Genomic DNA, 15,034 nt, shown 5'->3' with positions numbered 1-15,034 from the left:
AAAAAAGCCCGGCACATTGGCCGGGCTTTTTCATGGCTTGAGCTTAGCGCGCACGGTAGGTGATGCGGCCCTTGCTCAGGTCGTACGGCGTCAGTTCGACGCGGACCTTGTCGCCAGTGAGAATACGGATGTAGTTCTTGCGCATCTTGCCAGAGATGTGCGCGGTAACGACGTGCCCGTTTTCCAACTCCACGCGGAACATGGTGTTGGGCAGGGTGTCGACGACAGTGCCTTCCATTTCGAAGCTGTCTTCTTTCGACATGCAGTAAAGCCCTCGGTATCCAGTGATGGCCCGACGCACGACTGCACCGGGCAAAAAAGTGGCGTGGATTATGCCCGAAATTTGTGTTTCAAGCCAATGTCTTTCAGTTGAGGCTGACCCAGCGCTGGTTGATCAGCAGTTCGATGGGGCGGTACTGGGTCTTGTAGTTCATCTTCTTGCAGTTCTTGATCCAGTAACCGAGGTACACCGCCTCGAGGTCCTGGCGCAGGGCCTCGGTGATCTGCCAGAGGATGGCGTAGCGCCCCAGGCTGCGGCGTTCCTCCTCGGGTTCATAGAAGGTGTACACCGCCGACAGGCCGTTGGGCAGCAGGTCGCACACCGCCACGGCCAGCAGCCGGCCCTCCAGGCGAAACTCGTAGAACCAGCAGAACGGCAGGTCGCGGACCAGGAAGGTGGAGAACTGGTCGCGGCTGGGCGGGTACATGTCGCCGTCGGCGTGGCGTTGCTCGATATAGCGCCGGTACAGGTCGAAGTATTCTTCCTTGAAGGACGGGCGGGCGGCAGTGACGGTCAGGTCGGCATTGCGCTTGAGGATGCGCCGCTGCTGGCGGTTGGGAATGAAGCGCGCCGCCGGGATGCGCGCCGGCACGCAGGCGTTGCATTGCTGGCAATGCGGGCGATAAAGGTGGTCGCCGCTGCGGCGAAAGCCCATTTCCGACAGGTCGGCGTAGACGTGCACGTCCATCGGCTGGCTCGGGTCGAGGAACAGCGTGGTCGCCTGTTCATCCGGCAGGTAGCTGCAGGAGTGGGGTTGAGTGGCATAGAACTTCAACCGCGCCAGCTCTGTCATGATCAACCCCTTAGGTGAGACGTTGTCTCTAAGTGTAAGCCAGCTCCGGGAACTCGCCTAGGCAACCCAGCGGGCGCCGCTGGGCTGGTCCAGGTACTGCGCCAGATGGCTGGCGAAGTCGACCCGGCTGATGGCGCGGGCCCCCAGGCTGTGCAGGTGGTCGGTGGGCATCTGGCAGTCGATCAGCACGAAGCCGGCCTGCCTGAGGTGCTCGACCAGGGTCACGAAGCCCACCTTGGAGGCGTTGTCGGCGCGGCTGAACATCGACTCGCCGAAGAACAGCCGGCCCATGGCCAGGCCGTACAGGCCGCCGACCAGCTCGCCGTCGCGGCGCACCTCCACCGAATGGGCGATGCCGCGCCGGTGCAGCTCGCAGTAGGCGGCGCGCATGTTGTCGGTGATCCAGGTGCCGTCGGCATAGTCCCGTGGCGCGGCGCAGGCGTCGATCACGGCGCTGAAGTCGCTGTCGAAGCTCACCTGGTAGCGGCCCTGGCGGATCAGCTTTGCCAGCGAGCGCGAGACGTGCAGCTCGTCCGGGAACAATACGGTGCGCGGGTCGGGTGACCACCAGAGGATTGGCTGGCCATCCTGGTACCAGGGGAAGCAGCCATGGCGATAGGCCGCGACCAGGCGGTCCGGGGTCAGGTCGCCGCCGGCGGCAAGCAGGCCATTGGGGTCGTGCAGGGCCTTTTCCAGGGGCGGGAAGGTCAGCGAATCGCGGGTCAGCCAGGTGAGCATGGGGTTCTTGAGCGGCGGGGGAGGGGAGAGGGCAGCATGGCGTGCGTGCCTGGCAGGGTCAACTGCTGTGGCGCCTTCGCGGGTAAGCCCGCTCCCACAGGCGTGCCGATAACCCTGTGGGAGCGGGCTTACCCGCGAAGGCGCCGGATCAGGCGAAACCCTTGGTAATTGCCCTGCCATTGACAGGTCACTTGGCACCATCTGGCGCTTTTGCTGTCACACCTGTGCAAAAACACAGCATAAGCCTTTGTCACAAAAGAAAATGCATGCTCAAATTGCAGCTATATGAAAGTAGCCCCCGTTCACGCCCCACACGGCGTGCCGCCATGGCGGCTGGCGGGCAGTAATGTTAAAAGTAGTGGTTCATTGGCCAGTGACCGGCCAATCACTATTGGACGCGCAGCACGCGCAGGAATAGACGCGTTTTGAAGAAATCCACCGCAACTCCAGCCCCCTTGCCAGTGCCCCTGTGGCGGCAACAGCTGCATTACCGCCTGAAGGAAGGTGCGCTGATTGCCGTCGGTGCCCTGTGCCTGTACCTGTGGATGGCACTGGTCACCTACGACACCGCCGACCCGGGCTTCAGCCACACCAGCAATGCCGAGCAGGTGCAGAACGCCGCCGGCCGCGCCGGGGCCTACTTCGCCGACATCCTGTTCATGGTGCTTGGCTACTTCGCCTATATCTTCCCGCTGCTGCTGGCGATCAAGACCTGGCAGATCTTCCGCGAGCGCCACCAGCCCTGGCAGTGGAGCGGCTGGCTGTTCTCCTGGCGCCTGATCGGCCTGGTGTTCCTGGTGTTGTCGGGCGCGGCGCTGGCGCATATCCACTTCCACCCGCCGGCGAGCATGCCGTTCTCCGCCGGTGGCGCCTTGGGCGAGAGCCTCGGCGATCTGGCGCGCAACCTGCTCAACGTGCAGGGCAGCACGCTGATGTTCATCGCCCTGTTCCTGTTCGGCCTGACCGTGTTCACCGACCTCTCGTGGTTCAAGGTGATGGACCTCACCGGCAAGATCACCCTCGACCTGTTCGAACTGGTGCAGGGCGCCGCCAACCGCTGGTGGGAGGCGCGCAACGAGCGCAAGCGCCTGGAAGCCCAACTGCGTGAAGTCGACGACCCGGTTTTCGACCTGGGCGACAAAGGCGACAAACGCGAGCCGGCCAAACCCCAGCTGCGTGAACGCGCCGAGCCCGTGGTGATGCGCGAAGAGCCGCCGGCCCGCCCGGTCGCGCCGCGCGAAACCGTGGTAGCTCGCCCGCAGCCCGCCGCCCCGGTGATCATCCCGCCGACCGCGGACAAGGCGCCGGAGCCGAGCAAGCGGGTCATGAAGGAAAAACAAGCGCCGTTGTTCATCGACAGCGCTGTGGAAGGCACCTTGCCGTCGATTTCCATCCTTGACCCGGCCGAGCAGAAAAAGATCGAGTATTCGCCGGAATCCCTGGCCGGCGTCGGCCAGTTGCTGGAGATCAAGCTCAAGGAATTCGGCGTGGAAGTCGCGGTCGACTCGATCCACCCGGGCCCGGTGATCACCCGCTACGAGATCCAGCCGGCCGCAGGCGTCAAGGTCAGCCGTATCGCCAACCTGGCCAAGGACCTGGCGCGCTCGCTGGCGGTGACCAGCGTGCGCGTGGTCGAGGTCATTCCCGGCAAGACTACCGTGGGTATCGAGATCCCCAACGAGAACCGCCAGATGGTGCGCTTCTCCGAGGTGCTGTCGTCGCCGCAGTTCGACGAGAACAAGTCGCCGGTCACCCTGGCCCTGGGCCATGACATCGGCGGCAAGCCGGTGATCACCGACCTTGCCAAGATGCCGCACCTGCTGGTGGCCGGTACCACCGGTTCCGGTAAGTCGGTGGGTGTGAACGCGATGATCCTGTCGATCCTGTTCAAGTCGGGCCCGGAAGACGCGCGGTTGATCATGATCGACCCGAAGATGCTCGAGCTGTCGATCTACGAAGGCATCCCGCACCTGCTGTGCCCGGTGGTCACCGACATGAAGGACGCCGCCAACGCCCTGCGCTGGAGCGTGGCCGAGATGGAGCGCCGCTACAAGCTGATGGCGGCCATGGGCGTGCGCAACCTGGCGGGCTTCAACCGCAAGATCAAGGACGCCCAGGAAGCCGGCGAGATCATCCACGACCCGCTGTACCGTCGCGAGAGCATGGACGACGAGCCGCCGGCGCTGAAGACCCTGCCGACCATCGTGGTGGTGGTCGACGAATTCGCCGACATGATGATGATCGTCGGCAAGAAGGTCGAAGAGCTGATCGCGCGTATCGCCCAGAAGGCCCGTGCCGCCGGTATCCACCTGATCCTGGCCACCCAGCGCCCGTCGGTGGACGTGATCACCGGCCTGATCAAGGCCAACATCCCGACCCGCATGGCGTTCCAGGTGTCGAGCAAGATCGACTCGCGGACCATCATCGACCAGGGCGGCGCCGAACAGCTGCTCGGTCACGGTGACATGCTCTACATGCCGCCGGGCACCAGCCTGCCGATCCGCGTGCATGGCGCGTTCGTTTCCGACGACGAGGTGCATCGTACGGTCGAGGCCTGGAAGCTGCGCGGCGCGCCGGACTACAACGATGACATCCTCAACGGCGTCGAGGAGGCCGGCAGTGGCTTCGAAGGCGGCGGTGGCGGCGGCGATGGCGACGACCCGGAAGCCGACGCGCTCTACGACGAAGCCGTGCAGTTCGTGCTGGAAAGCCGCCGGGCGTCGATCTCGGCGGTACAACGCAAGCTCAAGATCGGCTACAACCGCGCCGCGCGGATGATCGAGTCGATGGAGATGGCCGGCGTGGTCACGCCGATGAACAGCAACGGCTCGCGGGAAGTGATTGCCCCGGGCGGCCCGCGCGACTGATGAACAACCTGCCGGGCACCATTGACGGCGTCCGGCCCCTTCACTGTGCAATGAGGATTTCCATGCGCGCGATTCGCATGCTGTTGGTTTCTGCCCTGGCTACGGCCAGCCTGTCGGCCCAGGCCGGCGAACAGGACGTCCAGCGCCTGACGCAATTGCTGGAAAAGTCGCAGACCATCGAAGCCAATTTCTCCCAGCTGACCCTGGATGCCGGCGGCACCAGCTTGCAGGAGACCAACGGCAAGATGACCGTCAAGCGCCCGGGCCTGTTCTACTGGCACACCGATGCGCCCCAGGAGCAGGTAGTGGTGTCCGACGGCAAGAACGTCACCCTGTGGGACCCGGACCTGGAGCAGGCGACCATCAAGAAGCTCGACGTGCGCCTGAACCAGACCCCGGCGCTGCTGCTGTCCGGCGATGTGTCGAAGATCAGCCAGAGCTTCGACATCACCTCCAAGGAACAGGGCGAAGTGATGGACTTCACCTTGAAGCCCAAGACCAAGGACACCCTGTTCGACTCGCTGCGCGTGTCGTTCCGCAGGGGCCTGATCAATGACATGCAGCTGATCGACAGCGTCGGCCAGCGCACCAACATCCTGTTCAATGGCGTCAAGGCCAACCAGGCGGTGCCGGACAGCAAGTTCCAGTTCGACATCCCCAAGGGCGCTGACGTCATCAAGGAGTAAGCGGAGCCTGTGATGGACCTGTTTCGAAGCGAACCCGTCGCCCAGCCCCTGGCCGCCCGCCTGCGTCCGTCCAACCTGGGCGAGTACGTCGGCCAGGAGCACCTGCTGGCGCGTGGCAAGCCGCTGCGCGAGGCGCTGGAGCAGGGTGCGCTGCACTCGATGATCTTCTGGGGGCCGCCTGGGGTGGGCAAGACCACCCTGGCGCGGCTGCTGGCGCAGTTCTGCGACGCCCACTTCGAAACGGTGTCGGCGGTGCTGGCCGGGGTCAAGGAGATCCGCCAGGCGGTCGAGGTGGCGAAACAGCAGGCCGGCCAGTATGGCCGGCGCACCATCCTGTTCGTCGACGAGGTGCACCGCTTCAACAAGTCGCAACAGGACGCCTTCCTGCCCTACGTGGAGGACGGCACGCTGATCTTCATCGGCGCCACTACCGAGAACCCGTCGTTCGAGCTGAACAACGCGCTGCTGTCGCGGGCGCGGGTCTACGTGCTCAAGAGCCTGGACGAGGCCGCGCTGCGCAAATTGGTCGATCGCGCCCTGAACGAGGAGCGCGGCCTGGGCAAGCGCAACCTGCGGGTGGGCGATGAGGCGTTCAAGATGCTCATGGCCGCCGCCGACGGCGATGGCCGGCGCATGCTCAACTTCCTCGAGAATGCCTCGGACCTGGCCGAAGACGGCGGCGAGATCGGCGTCGAGCTGCTGCAGAGCCTGCTCGGCGACAGCCGCCGGCGCTTCGACAAGGGTGGCGAGGCCTTCTACGACCAGATTTCCGCGCTGCACAAATCGGTGCGCGGCTCCAATCCGGACGGCGCGCTGTACTGGTACGCGCGCATGCTCGACGGCGGCTGTGACCCGCTGTACATCGCCCGCCGAGTGGTGCGCATGGCCAGCGAGGACATCGGCAACGCCGACCCCCGCGCCCTGAGCCTGTGCCTGGCGGCATGGGATGTGCAGGAGCGCCTGGGCAGCCCTGAAGGCGAGCTGGCGGTGGCCCAGGCCATCACCTACATTGCCTGCGCGCCGAAGAGCAACGCGGTGTACATGGGCTTCAAGGCGGCCATGCGCGAGGCCGCCGAGCACGGCTCGCTGGAAGTGCCGCTGCACCTGCGCAACGCGCCGACCAAGTTGATGAAGCAACTGGGCTATGGCGAGGAGTACCGCTACGCCCATGACGAGCCGGATGCCTACGCCGCCGGCGAGGACTATTTCCCCGAGCAGCTCGAGCCGCGCCAGTATTACCAGCCGGTGCCGCGAGGGCTTGAGCTGAAGATCGGCGAGAAGCTCAAGCACCTGGCCGAGCTCGACCGCAACAGCCCCCGCCAGCGGAGAAAACCGTGATTGCACTTATCGCTGCCGTCAGCGCCGGCGGGGTTGCCGGCACGCTGCTGCGCTTCGCCACCGCCAACTGGGTCGCGGCCCACTGGCCACGGCACTTCTATGCCGGTACGCTGGCGGTCAACCTGGTTGGCTGCCTGCTGATCGGCCTGCTCTACGGCTTGTTCCTGCACAAGCCGCTGGTGCCGGTCGAGCTGCGCGCCGGGCTGATCGTCGGCTTTCTCGGCGGCCTGACCACTTTTTCCTCCTTCTCGCTCGATACCGTGCGCCTGATGGAAAGCGGGCAGGTCCCGCTGGCCTTGGGCTATACCATTATCAGCGTGGTAGGCGGCCTGCTCGCGACCTGGGCCGGCCTGTCCCTGACCCGATTCTGAACCAACACCTACTTATAACGAGAGAACGATATGCTCGATTCCAAACTGTTACGCGGCCAACTTCAGGAAGTGGCGGACCGCCTGGCCTCCCGTGGCTTCAGCCTGGATGTCGCGCGCATCGAATCGCTGGAAGAGCGCCGCAAGGCGGTGCAGACCCGCACCGAGCAGCTGCAGGCCGAGCGTAACGCCCGTTCCAAATCGATCGGTCAGGCCAAAGCCAAGGGCGAGGACATCGCGCCGCTGATGGCTGACGTCGAGCGCATGGCCAATGAGCTGGCCGCCGGCAAGACCGAGCTGGACGGTATCCAGGCCGAGCTGGACGGCATCCTGCTGACCATCCCCAACCTGCCGGACGCCAGCGTGCCGGTCGGTGCCAGTGAAGACGACAACGTCGAAGTGCGCCGTTGGGGCACCCCGACCACCTTCGACTTCGAGATCAAGGACCACGTCGCCCTGGGCGAAGTCAGCGGTGGCCTGGACTTCGAGGCCGCGGCCAAGCTGTCCGGCGCCCGCTTCGCCGTGCTGCGCGGCCCGATCGCCCGTCTGCACCGCGCCCTGGCGCAGTTCATGATCAACCTGCACACCGGCGAGCACGGCTACGAGGAACACTACACCCCGTACCTGGTGCAGGCTCCGGCCTTGCAGGGCACCGGCCAGCTGCCGAAGTTCGAGGAAGACCTGTTCAAGATCAGCCGCGAAGGCGAGGCCGACTTCTACCTGATCCCGACCGCCGAAGTGTCGCTGACCAACCTGGTGGCCGGCGAGATCCTCGACGCCAAGCAGCTGCCGCTGAAGTTGGTCGCCCACACCCCGTGCTTCCGCAGCGAAGCCGGTGCCTCGGGCCGCGACACCCGCGGCATGATCCGTCAGCACCAGTTCGACAAGGTCGAGATGGTGCAGGTCGTCGAACCGGCGAAATCCATGGAAGCCCTGGAAGGCCTTACCGCCAACGCCGAGCGCGTGCTGCAGCTGCTGGAACTGCCGTACCGCGTTCTGGCGCTGTGCACCGGCGACATGGGCTTCGGCGCGGTGAAGACCTACGACCTGGAAGTGTGGGTGCCGAGCCAGGACAAGTACCGCGAGATCAGCTCCTGCTCCAACTGCGGTGATTTCCAGGCGCGGCGCATGCAGGCCCGCTGGCGCAACCCGGAAACCGGCAAGCCGGAGCTGGTACACACCCTCAACGGTTCGGGCCTGGCTGTCGGCCGGACCCTGGTGGCGGTGCTGGAGAACTACCAGCAGGCCGACGGTTCGATCCGCGTGCCGGACGTGCTCAAGCCGTACATGGGTGGCGTCGAGGTCATTCGCTGAATGGACTACCTGCCGCTTTTCCATAAGCTGCAGGGCGGCCGGGTGCTGGTCGTCGGTGGCGGCGAGATCGCCTTGCGCAAGGCGCGCCTGCTGGCCGATGCCGGCGCCGCGCTGCGGGTGGTGGCGCCGGAGGTCGACGGCCAGTTGGCCGCGCTGGCCCGCGAGGGCGGTGGCGAGGTGCTGGTGCGTGGCTACCAGGCGAGCGACCTGGAGGGTTGCCGCCTGGTAATCGCGGCCACCGACGACTCGGCGCTCAACGCCCAGGTCTCGACCGAGGCCCAGGCACGCAGCCTGCCGGTCAACGTGGTGGATGCCCCGGCCCTGTGCACGGTGATCTTCCCCGCCATCGTCGACCGTTCACCCCTGGTGGTGGCGGTCTCCAGCGGTGGCGACGCCCCGGTGCTGGCGCGCTTGATCCGCGCCAAGCTGGAAGCCTGGATCCCGTCCGCCTACGGCGAGCTGGCCGGGCTGGCGGCGCGTTTCCGGCACAAGGTCAAGGCCTTGTACCCGGACGTCAACCAGCGCCGTGGCTTCTGGGAGAGTGTGTTCCAGGGCCCGGTCGCCGAGCGCCAACTGGCCGGGCAGGGCGCCGAGGCCGAACGCCTGTTGCAGGCGATGGTCGATGGCGCGCCGGTGCAGCAGGGCGGCGAGGTGTACCTGGTGGGCGCGGGGCCGGGCGATCCGGACCTGCTGACCTTCCGTGCCCTGCGCCTGATGCAGCAGGCCGACGTGGTGCTGTACGACCGCCTGGTGGCCCCGGCCATTATCGAGATGTGCCGGCGTGACGCCGAACGCATCTATGTCGGCAAGCGCCGCGCCGATCACGCTGTGCCACAGGACAAGATCAACCGCCTGCTGGTCGACCTGGCCCGCCAGGGTAAGCGCGTGCTGCGGCTCAAGGGGGGTGATCCGTTCATCTTCGGTCGGGGTGGCGAGGAGATCGAGGAGCTGGCGGACGAGGGTATTCCGTTCCAGGTGGTGCCGGGCATCACCGCGGCCAGTGGTTGTTCCGCGTATGGCGGGATTCCGCTGACCCACCGCGATTACGCCCAATCGGTGCGCTTCGTTACCGGTCACCTTAAGGATGGCACCAGCAACCTGCCTTGGGATGACCTGGTGGCGCCGGCCCAGACCCTGGTGTTCTACATGGGTTTGGTCGGGTTGCCGACCATCTGCGCCGAGTTGATCCGTCATGGGCGTGCGGCGAGCACGCCGGCAGCCCTGGTGCAGCAGGGGACCACGCGCAATCAGCGGGTGTTCACCGGTACCCTGGCTGACCTGCCGGAGCTGGTGGCGCGGCATGAAGTGCATGCGCCGACCCTGGTGATCGTTGGGGAAGTGGTGCAGCTGCGCGAGAAGCTGGCGTGGTTTGAAGGGGCGCAGGACAGCTGAAATTGCTGGGGCCGCTTTGCGGCCCTTTCGCGGCACAAGGCCGCTCCTACAGGGATCGCATACCCTCTGTAGGAGCGGCCTTGTGCCGCGAAAGGGCTGCAAAGCAGCCCCGGCTTTCTCAAGCCTGCCAGATCCCTTTCCCCGACAACCGCTCCCGATCATGCGGCAAGCCAAAGTCCTGCAACGGCCCCTTGGGCACGATCCCATTCGGGTTGATGGTCTTGTGGCTCATGTAATAGTGCTTCTGGATATGCTCCATGTTCACCGTGCCCGCCACCCCCGGCCACTGGTACAGCTCGCGCAGCCAGTTGGACAGGTTCGGGTAGTCGCTCAACCGGCGCAGGTTGCACTTGAAGTGCCCGTGGTACACCGCGTCGAAACGCACCAGCGTGGTGAACAGGCGCACATCGGCCTCGGTCAGGTACTCGCCGGCCAGGTAGCGCTGGCGACCCAGCAGCCCCTCCAGATGATCCAGCTCATTGAACACCTCGTCGAAGGCAGTCTCGTAGGCGTCCTGCGAGGTGGCGAAGCCGGCGCGGTACACGCCGTTGTTCACCGCCGGATAGATACGCTCGTTGAGCCCATCGATGGTCGCCCGCAGCGGCTCGGGGTAGAGGTCCAGGGTATTGCCGGTCAGCTCGTCGAAGGCGCTGTTGAAGATGCGGATGATCTCGGCCGACTCGTTGTTGACGATGCGTTTCTCCTGCTTGTCCCACAGCACCGGCACGGTCACTCGCCCGGTGTAGTGCTGGTCGTCCTGGGTGTAGCGCTGGTGCAGGTACTGCAGCGCATCCAGTTGATCGCCACTGGAGCCTTGCTGCTGGTCGAAGGTCCAGCCGTGCTCGCCCATCAACCAGCTGACCACCGAGACATCGATCAATGGCTCCAGGCCCTTGATGGCGCGGAAAATCAGGGTGCGGTGCGCCCACGGGCAGGCCAGCGACACGTACAGGTGATAGCGGCCGGCCTCGGCGGCGGGCAGCGGGTTGCGCCGCTGCGCGTTCTCGCGCTGGAAGGCGCCGTCCTTGCTGCTCTGGTACCACTGGTCATGCCAGCGGCCATCGATCAAAAGGCCCATCTCGGAGCTCCTCGAAACACAATCGTTTGTCGTTGGAGCTCAGTCTAGGGCAAAGCGTTCGAAGAAATAGCGCAAAGACTGCCCTATTCCTATCGGTTTATTCGATGTCTTTACGGGCGGCCCAGTAGGCGCGGGCATTGCCGAACGCCTGCTCGCGTTCCTGGCCGAGCCCGCGCAGGGCCAGGGCCATGGTCGCGACCACGGCCAGTTCGCCGTAGCTGTCCTGCGCCTCGCCGCGCCACACCGCCAGCAGGTGCTCGGGCTGCAGGCTGGCCGGCTTCACATGGCGCTGGGCGCTGAGCGCCGGCCACTCTTCGTCCCAGGCCTCGCCGGCCGAGGTGCCGTACAGGTGGCTGATGACATCCGGGTTGACCTCGATCTCGCCACCGTCGCCCTTGATGACCACGACATGATCGCCGAGCAGGCGGCTGGCTTCGCGGTGCACGGCCTGGTAACCGGGGTGGAAGATGCTCTGCAGGCCGCAGCGGGCGGCAAGCGGGTTGAGCACCCGGGCCAGCGAGTGGATGGGCGAGCGCAGGCCCAGGATGTTGCGCAGGTCGATCATGCGTTGCAGTTGCGGCGCCCAGTCCTGCAACGGGAAGAAGGCCAGCCGGCGGCTGTCCAGGGCCTGCTCCACGGCTGTCCAGTCACGGCAAAGTGGGATATCCAGCAGGTCGAGCAGTTGCTCGGTATACAGCCGCCCGGCCGTATGGGCGCCACCGCCGTGCATCAGGATGCGCACGCCATTGCCTGCCAGGCATTTGGCCGCCAGCAGGTACCAGGGCAGGTGGCGCTTCTTGCCGGCGTAGCTCGGCCAGTCGAGGTCGACGGCGATGCGCGGCGCCTGCAGGTGGGCGCGCAGGGCCTCAGTGAAGCCGGCCAGTTCCTCGGCGCTTTCTTCCTTGTGCCGCAGCAGCATCAGGAAGGCGCCCAGCTGGGTGTCTTCGACCTTGCCTTCGAGCAGCAGGGTCATGGCGGCGCGGGCCTCCTCGCGGGTCAGGCCGCGGGCGCCGCGCTTGCCCTTGCCGAGGATGCGCACGAATTCGGCGAACGGGTGTTCGGCCGGGGTTTCCAGGGTCAGCGGGCGGATGTCGTTCAGCTGTGGCTCGGTCATATGCAGTTGGTCGGCTTGGGCAGGCCCGCCAGCTTGGCGGCGAGTTTGGCGGGGGTGCCATTGAACAGGCGGTTCAGGTGCGGGCTGTTGCCTTTTTCCGCACCGAGCTTGAGCGCGGTGTACTTGATCAGCGGGCGGGTGGCCGGCGACAGCTGGTACTCCTGGTAGAACTGGCGCAGCAGCTCGAGGATTTCCCAGTGGTCCGCGGTCAGGGCGATGCTTTCGCGGGTGGCGAGGGCCTCGGCGACTTCGTGGGACCAGTCCTGCAGCTCGACCAGGAAGCCGTCCTTGTCCAGGGCGATGTGGCGATCGCCGACAATCAGGGTACTCATAGCCAGCTGTTGACCTTGTCGTGGTGCAGGGACAGTTCGACGAAGGCGGCGTAGTCCACGGCCTTGGCCAACTGGCTGTCGAGGGCGCGGGCCTGCAGGTCTTCGGCGAGGGCGAACAGGCGCGCGCCGAGGTTGGCGGCCTGCAGGGCGGCGAACGGCTCGCTGCCGGCCTTGAGCGCGTAGGTGGCGTCGCCGCACAGCAGCAGCGCGTCTTGCGGGCCCAGCAGGCGCAGGCAACTGGCCAGGCGCTCGTCGCCGAAGGGCGAGTGGGCGATTACATGCAGGGTTGTCATCAGAGCGTCACCACCTGGTCGAAACGGGCAATCAGCGCGGCCAGCGCGGTAGCGTCGAGCACCTCGACCGGCAGCGCCAGGGCGTCGCCGTCCAGCCCACGACGGGCCAGGCTGTAGCCGCAGGCGAACAGTTCCTCGACCCCGAACATCGGCAGGGCCTGGAGGTTGGCGGTCAGGTTCTTCTGCTGCAGGGTATCGGGTTGCTGCGCGGCGGCGAGCTGGAACACGCCGTCATCGAGGAACAGCATGCCCAGCGGCAGGTCGAAGGCGCCGCCTGCCAGGGCGATGTCCAGCGCCTCGCGGGCGGACGGGCCGCTCCACGGAGCCTGGCGGCTGATGATCAGCAAGGACTTGGCCATCTCAATCACCTCCGAAGCAGACCAGGCGGTCGGCCAGTTGCGCGGCTTCGTGCAGCTGGCCCAGCCCGGACAGCTCCCACGGCATCGGCAGGTTCACCGCCGGGCGCTGGTAGCGGTTGGCCTCGGTGTCGTCGAGCACGCCCCGGCGCAGGGCCGCGGCGATGCACACCACGGCATCCAGGCGGTGGTCGCTGACGAAGGCGCGCCACTGCGCGGCCACGTCGAGTTCGTCCTGGGGCGTGACGATGTTGGCCGAGGCGCTGTGCACCCCGTCCTGGTAGAAGAACAATCGGGCGATTTCATGCCCGCCGGCCAGCACCGCCTCGGCAAAGCGCAAGGCGCGGCGCGAGGAGGGCGCATGGGCCGGGGAAAAGACCGCGATGGCGAATTTCATGGAAGGCTCGTGCAAATGAATGCGGCCATGATAAAGCAAAAAGCCCGCGCTGGTGGGCGCGGGCTTTGTGCTCAGGCGGGCGCGGCTCAGGCCTGTTCCTTGCCCTCGGGCAGGAACCAGTTGAGCAGCAGGGCGCAGATGCCGCCGGTGGCGACGCCCGACTCCAGCACGTTGCGCAGCGCCGCCGGCATGTGCGCGAGGAACTCCGGCACCTGGGCCACGCCCAGGCCCAGCGACAGCGACACGGCGATGATCAGCAGGGCGCGGCGGTCGAGGCGGGTGCTGGCGAGGATATTGATGCCCGAGGCCGCCACGGCGCCGAACATGACCATGGCCGCGCCACCGAGCACCGGCTCCGGCACCGCCTGGATCACCCCGGCGACGCTGGGGAACAGGCCCAGCAGGATCAGCATGGCGGCGATCCAGATGCCGATATGGCGGCTGGCGATGCCGGTCAACTGAATCACGCCGTTGTTCTGGGCGAAGATCGAGCTGGGGAAGGTGTTGAACAGGCCGGCCAGCAGCGAGTTGGCGCCGTTGACCAGCACCCCGCCCTTGATTCGTTGCATCCATACCGGGCCTTCCACCGGCTGGCGCGAGACCTTGCTGGTGGCGGTCACGTCACCGATGGCTTCCAGCGAGGTGACCAGGTAGATCACCAGCATCGGGATGAACAGCGACCAGGAGAAGCCCAGGCCGAAGTGCAGCGGCGTCGGTACCTGGAACAGCGCGGCCTGGTGCATGCCGCTGAAGTCCAGGCGGCCCAGGTAGCCGGCCAGGGCATAGCCCACGGCCAGGGCGATGACGATGGCGCAGCTGCGCATCCACACCACCGGAATGCGGTTGAGGATGACGATGATCGCCAGTACCACGCCCGACAGCAGCAGGTTCTCGCCATCGGCGAAGGTGCCGTTGGCCATGGCGCCGAAGCCGCCGCCCATGCTGATCAGGCCGACCTTGATCAGGGTCAGGCCGATCATCAGCACGACAATGCCGGTCACCAGCGGGGTGATCAGGCGCTTGACGAAGGGCAGGATGCGCGACACGCCCATTTCCACGAACGAGCCGGCGATGACCACGCCGAAGATCGCCGCCATCACGCTCTCGACCGGTGTGCCCTGCTTGACCATCAGCGCGCCGCCGGCGATCAGCGGGCCGACGAAGTTGAAGCTGGTGCCCTGGACGATCAGCAGCCCGGCGCCGAACGGCCCGAAGCGCTTGCACTGGACGAAGGTGGCGATACCCGAGATCACCAGCGACATCGACACGATCAGGTTGGTGTCACGCGCCGACACGCCCAGCGCCTGGCAGATCAGCAGGCCGGGCGTGACGATCGGCACGATGATCGCCAGCAGGTGCTGCAGCGCCGCCAGCAGGCCGATCAGCAGGCGAGGCTTATCCTCGAGGCCAAGGACCAGTTCATTGGCAGGCGCCGCCGCGCCTGGGCCGTGTTCGTGTGAGCTCATGGGAAAATGCCGCCCCGGAAGAAAAAAGGAGCGCATTCTACGGGCAGAAAGGCCATAGGGGTAGAGGCAAGCACGATGGCCGCATAATCGAAGGGGAATGGGGTAATAAGCTGACTTTTAAGTCAATCTTTGCCGGCTTTGCGGTCAGGTCTTCCAAAGTGTTCGACGTTAGAGCTTCAGCGCCTATCAGATCGAGCGCCGCCCGCGCGGCGCATCGCGGCA

At 66.0% G+C, this 15,034-nt stretch carries 16 protein-coding genes; 6 read left to right on the top strand and 10 right to left on the bottom strand.

Annotation, left to right across the window (positions count from 1 at the left end; all coding sequences use genetic code 11):
- Window positions 1–43: 43 nt before the first annotated feature.
- From infA to aat, 3 genes are all read right to left on the bottom strand, one after another.
- A complete protein-coding gene (gene infA / locus POF53_RS25195; RefSeq protein ID WP_002553999.1) occupies window positions 44–262 on the bottom strand; it encodes a translation initiation factor IF-1 in 219 nt (72 codons plus the stop codon).
- Between the two features lie 103 nt (window positions 263–365).
- Window positions 366–1,073: an arginyltransferase gene (locus tag POF53_RS25190; protein ID WP_203652220.1), complete on the bottom strand. Its 708-nt coding sequence runs from the start codon at window positions 1,071–1,073 to the stop codon at window positions 366–368.
- Window positions 1,074–1,130: 57 nt separating this feature from the next.
- A complete protein-coding gene (gene aat, locus POF53_RS25185; RefSeq protein ID WP_203652222.1) occupies window positions 1,131–1,811 on the bottom strand; it encodes a leucyl/phenylalanyl-tRNA--protein transferase in 681 nt (226 codons plus the stop codon).
- A gap of 425 nt (window positions 1,812–2,236) precedes the next feature.
- Here aat and POF53_RS25180 point away from each other — a divergent pair, with 425 nt between their 5' ends.
- From POF53_RS25180 to cysG, 6 genes are all read left to right on the top strand, one after another.
- Window positions 2,237–4,678: a DNA translocase FtsK gene (locus tag POF53_RS25180; protein WP_498969947.1), complete on the top strand. Its 2,442-nt coding sequence runs from the start codon at window positions 2,237–2,239 to the stop codon at window positions 4,676–4,678.
- Between the two features lie 62 nt (window positions 4,679–4,740).
- Window positions 4,741–5,364: an outer membrane lipoprotein periplasmic chaperone LolA gene (lolA, locus tag POF53_RS25175; RefSeq protein WP_028692385.1), complete on the top strand. Its 624-nt coding sequence runs from the start codon at window positions 4,741–4,743 to the stop codon at window positions 5,362–5,364.
- 12 nt (window positions 5,365–5,376) lie between these two features.
- Window positions 5,377–6,702 carry a replication-associated recombination protein A gene (locus tag POF53_RS25170; RefSeq protein WP_232855645.1) on the top strand — a complete coding sequence of 442 codons (1,326 nt, stop codon included), beginning with the start codon at window positions 5,377–5,379 and terminating at the stop codon, window positions 6,700–6,702.
- Window positions 6,699–7,073 carry a fluoride efflux transporter CrcB gene (gene crcB, locus POF53_RS25165; protein ID WP_110733660.1) on the top strand — a complete coding sequence of 125 codons (375 nt, stop codon included), beginning with the start codon at window positions 6,699–6,701 and terminating at the stop codon, window positions 7,071–7,073. The genes POF53_RS25170 and crcB overlap by 4 nt, the downstream gene beginning before the upstream one ends.
- Before the next feature lie 30 nt (window positions 7,074–7,103).
- Complete coding sequence (gene serS / locus POF53_RS25160) at window positions 7,104–8,384, top strand: serine--tRNA ligase (RefSeq protein ID WP_232855644.1); 1,281 nt, start codon at window positions 7,104–7,106, stop codon at window positions 8,382–8,384.
- Window positions 8,385–9,776, top strand: coding sequence for a siroheme synthase CysG (gene cysG / locus POF53_RS25155; protein WP_203652241.1), 1,392 nt, complete (start codon window positions 8,385–8,387; stop codon window positions 9,774–9,776). It abuts the gene before it with no gap.
- A 118-nt stretch (window positions 9,777–9,894) separates the two neighbouring features.
- On the opposite strand, the gene POF53_RS25150 is transcribed toward cysG, so the two are convergent.
- From POF53_RS25150 to POF53_RS25120, 7 genes are all read right to left on the bottom strand, one after another.
- Window positions 9,895–10,854, bottom strand: coding sequence for a glutathione S-transferase family protein (locus tag POF53_RS25150; RefSeq protein ID WP_498969945.1), 960 nt, complete (start codon window positions 10,852–10,854; stop codon window positions 9,895–9,897).
- Between the two features lie 97 nt (window positions 10,855–10,951).
- Window positions 10,952–11,968: a glycosyl transferase family protein gene (locus POF53_RS25145; protein ID WP_498969943.1), complete on the bottom strand. Its 1,017-nt coding sequence runs from the start codon at window positions 11,966–11,968 to the stop codon at window positions 10,952–10,954.
- Window positions 11,965–12,300 carry a TusE/DsrC/DsvC family sulfur relay protein gene (locus tag POF53_RS25140; RefSeq protein WP_110733673.1) on the bottom strand — a complete coding sequence of 112 codons (336 nt, stop codon included), beginning with the start codon at window positions 12,298–12,300 and terminating at the stop codon, window positions 11,965–11,967. The genes POF53_RS25145 and POF53_RS25140 overlap by 4 nt, the downstream gene beginning before the upstream one ends.
- A complete protein-coding gene (gene tusB, locus POF53_RS25135; RefSeq protein ID WP_110733675.1) occupies window positions 12,297–12,593 on the bottom strand; it encodes a sulfurtransferase complex subunit TusB in 297 nt (98 codons plus the stop codon). The genes POF53_RS25140 and tusB overlap by 4 nt, the downstream gene beginning before the upstream one ends.
- Window positions 12,593–12,952, bottom strand: coding sequence for a sulfurtransferase complex subunit TusC (tusC, locus tag POF53_RS25130; RefSeq protein WP_498969940.1), 360 nt, complete (start codon window positions 12,950–12,952; stop codon window positions 12,593–12,595). Before tusC ends, tusB begins: the two co-directional genes overlap by 1 nt.
- A 1-nt stretch (window position 12,953) precedes the next feature.
- Complete coding sequence (gene tusD, locus POF53_RS25125) at window positions 12,954–13,346, bottom strand: sulfurtransferase complex subunit TusD (RefSeq protein ID WP_028692375.1); 393 nt, start codon at window positions 13,344–13,346, stop codon at window positions 12,954–12,956.
- A gap of 86 nt (window positions 13,347–13,432) precedes the next feature.
- The gene (locus POF53_RS25120) at window positions 13,433–14,812 is read right to left on the bottom strand and encodes a nucleobase:cation symporter-2 family protein (protein ID WP_280080394.1); all 1,380 of its coding nucleotides are present in this window, start codon (window positions 14,810–14,812) and stop codon (window positions 13,433–13,435) included.
- Window positions 14,813–15,034: the final 222 nt, after the last annotated feature.

Source organism: Mitsuaria sp. RG (assembly GCF_028369275.1).
In the GTDB taxonomy this organism is placed as follows: Bacteria; Pseudomonadota; Gammaproteobacteria; order Pseudomonadales; family Pseudomonadaceae; genus Aquipseudomonas; species Aquipseudomonas peradeniyensis.
The sequence above is the reverse complement of the archived record's forward strand: the minus strand, read 5'-3'. Positions and strand labels throughout refer to the sequence as shown.

What these genes read in the sequence shown, in the direction of transcription:
- infA (WP_002553999.1), bottom strand. Translation starts at nt 262, where the DNA reads ATGTCGAAAGAAGACAGCTTCGAAATGGAAGGCACTGTCGTCGACACC.
- POF53_RS25190 (WP_203652220.1), bottom strand. Translation starts at nt 1,073, where the DNA reads ATGACAGAGCTGGCGCGGTTGAAGTTCTATGCCACTCAACCCCACTCC.
- aat (WP_203652222.1), bottom strand. Translation starts at nt 1,811, where the DNA reads ATGCTCACCTGGCTGACCCGCGATTCGCTGACCTTCCCGCCCCTGGAA.
- lolA (WP_028692385.1), top strand. Translation starts at nt 4,741, where the DNA reads ATGCGCGCGATTCGCATGCTGTTGGTTTCTGCCCTGGCTACGGCCAGC.
- POF53_RS25170 (WP_232855645.1), top strand. Translation starts at nt 5,377, where the DNA reads ATGGACCTGTTTCGAAGCGAACCCGTCGCCCAGCCCCTGGCCGCCCGC.
- serS (WP_232855644.1), top strand. Translation starts at nt 7,104, where the DNA reads ATGCTCGATTCCAAACTGTTACGCGGCCAACTTCAGGAAGTGGCGGAC.
- cysG (WP_203652241.1), top strand. Translation starts at nt 8,385, where the DNA reads ATGGACTACCTGCCGCTTTTCCATAAGCTGCAGGGCGGCCGGGTGCTG.
- POF53_RS25150 (WP_498969945.1), bottom strand. Translation starts at nt 10,854, where the DNA reads ATGGGCCTTTTGATCGATGGCCGCTGGCATGACCAGTGGTACCAGAGC.
- POF53_RS25145 (WP_498969943.1), bottom strand. Translation starts at nt 11,968, where the DNA reads ATGACCGAGCCACAGCTGAACGACATCCGCCCGCTGACCCTGGAAACC.
- POF53_RS25140 (WP_110733673.1), bottom strand. Translation starts at nt 12,300, where the DNA reads ATGAGTACCCTGATTGTCGGCGATCGCCACATCGCCCTGGACAAGGAC.
- tusB (WP_110733675.1), bottom strand. Translation starts at nt 12,593, where the DNA reads ATGACAACCCTGCATGTAATCGCCCACTCGCCCTTCGGCGACGAGCGC.
- tusC (WP_498969940.1), bottom strand. Translation starts at nt 12,952, where the DNA reads ATGGCCAAGTCCTTGCTGATCATCAGCCGCCAGGCTCCGTGGAGCGGC.
- tusD (WP_028692375.1), bottom strand. Translation starts at nt 13,346, where the DNA reads ATGAAATTCGCCATCGCGGTCTTTTCCCCGGCCCATGCGCCCTCCTCG.
- POF53_RS25120 (WP_280080394.1), bottom strand. Translation starts at nt 14,812, where the DNA reads ATGAGCTCACACGAACACGGCCCAGGCGCGGCGGCGCCTGCCAATGAA.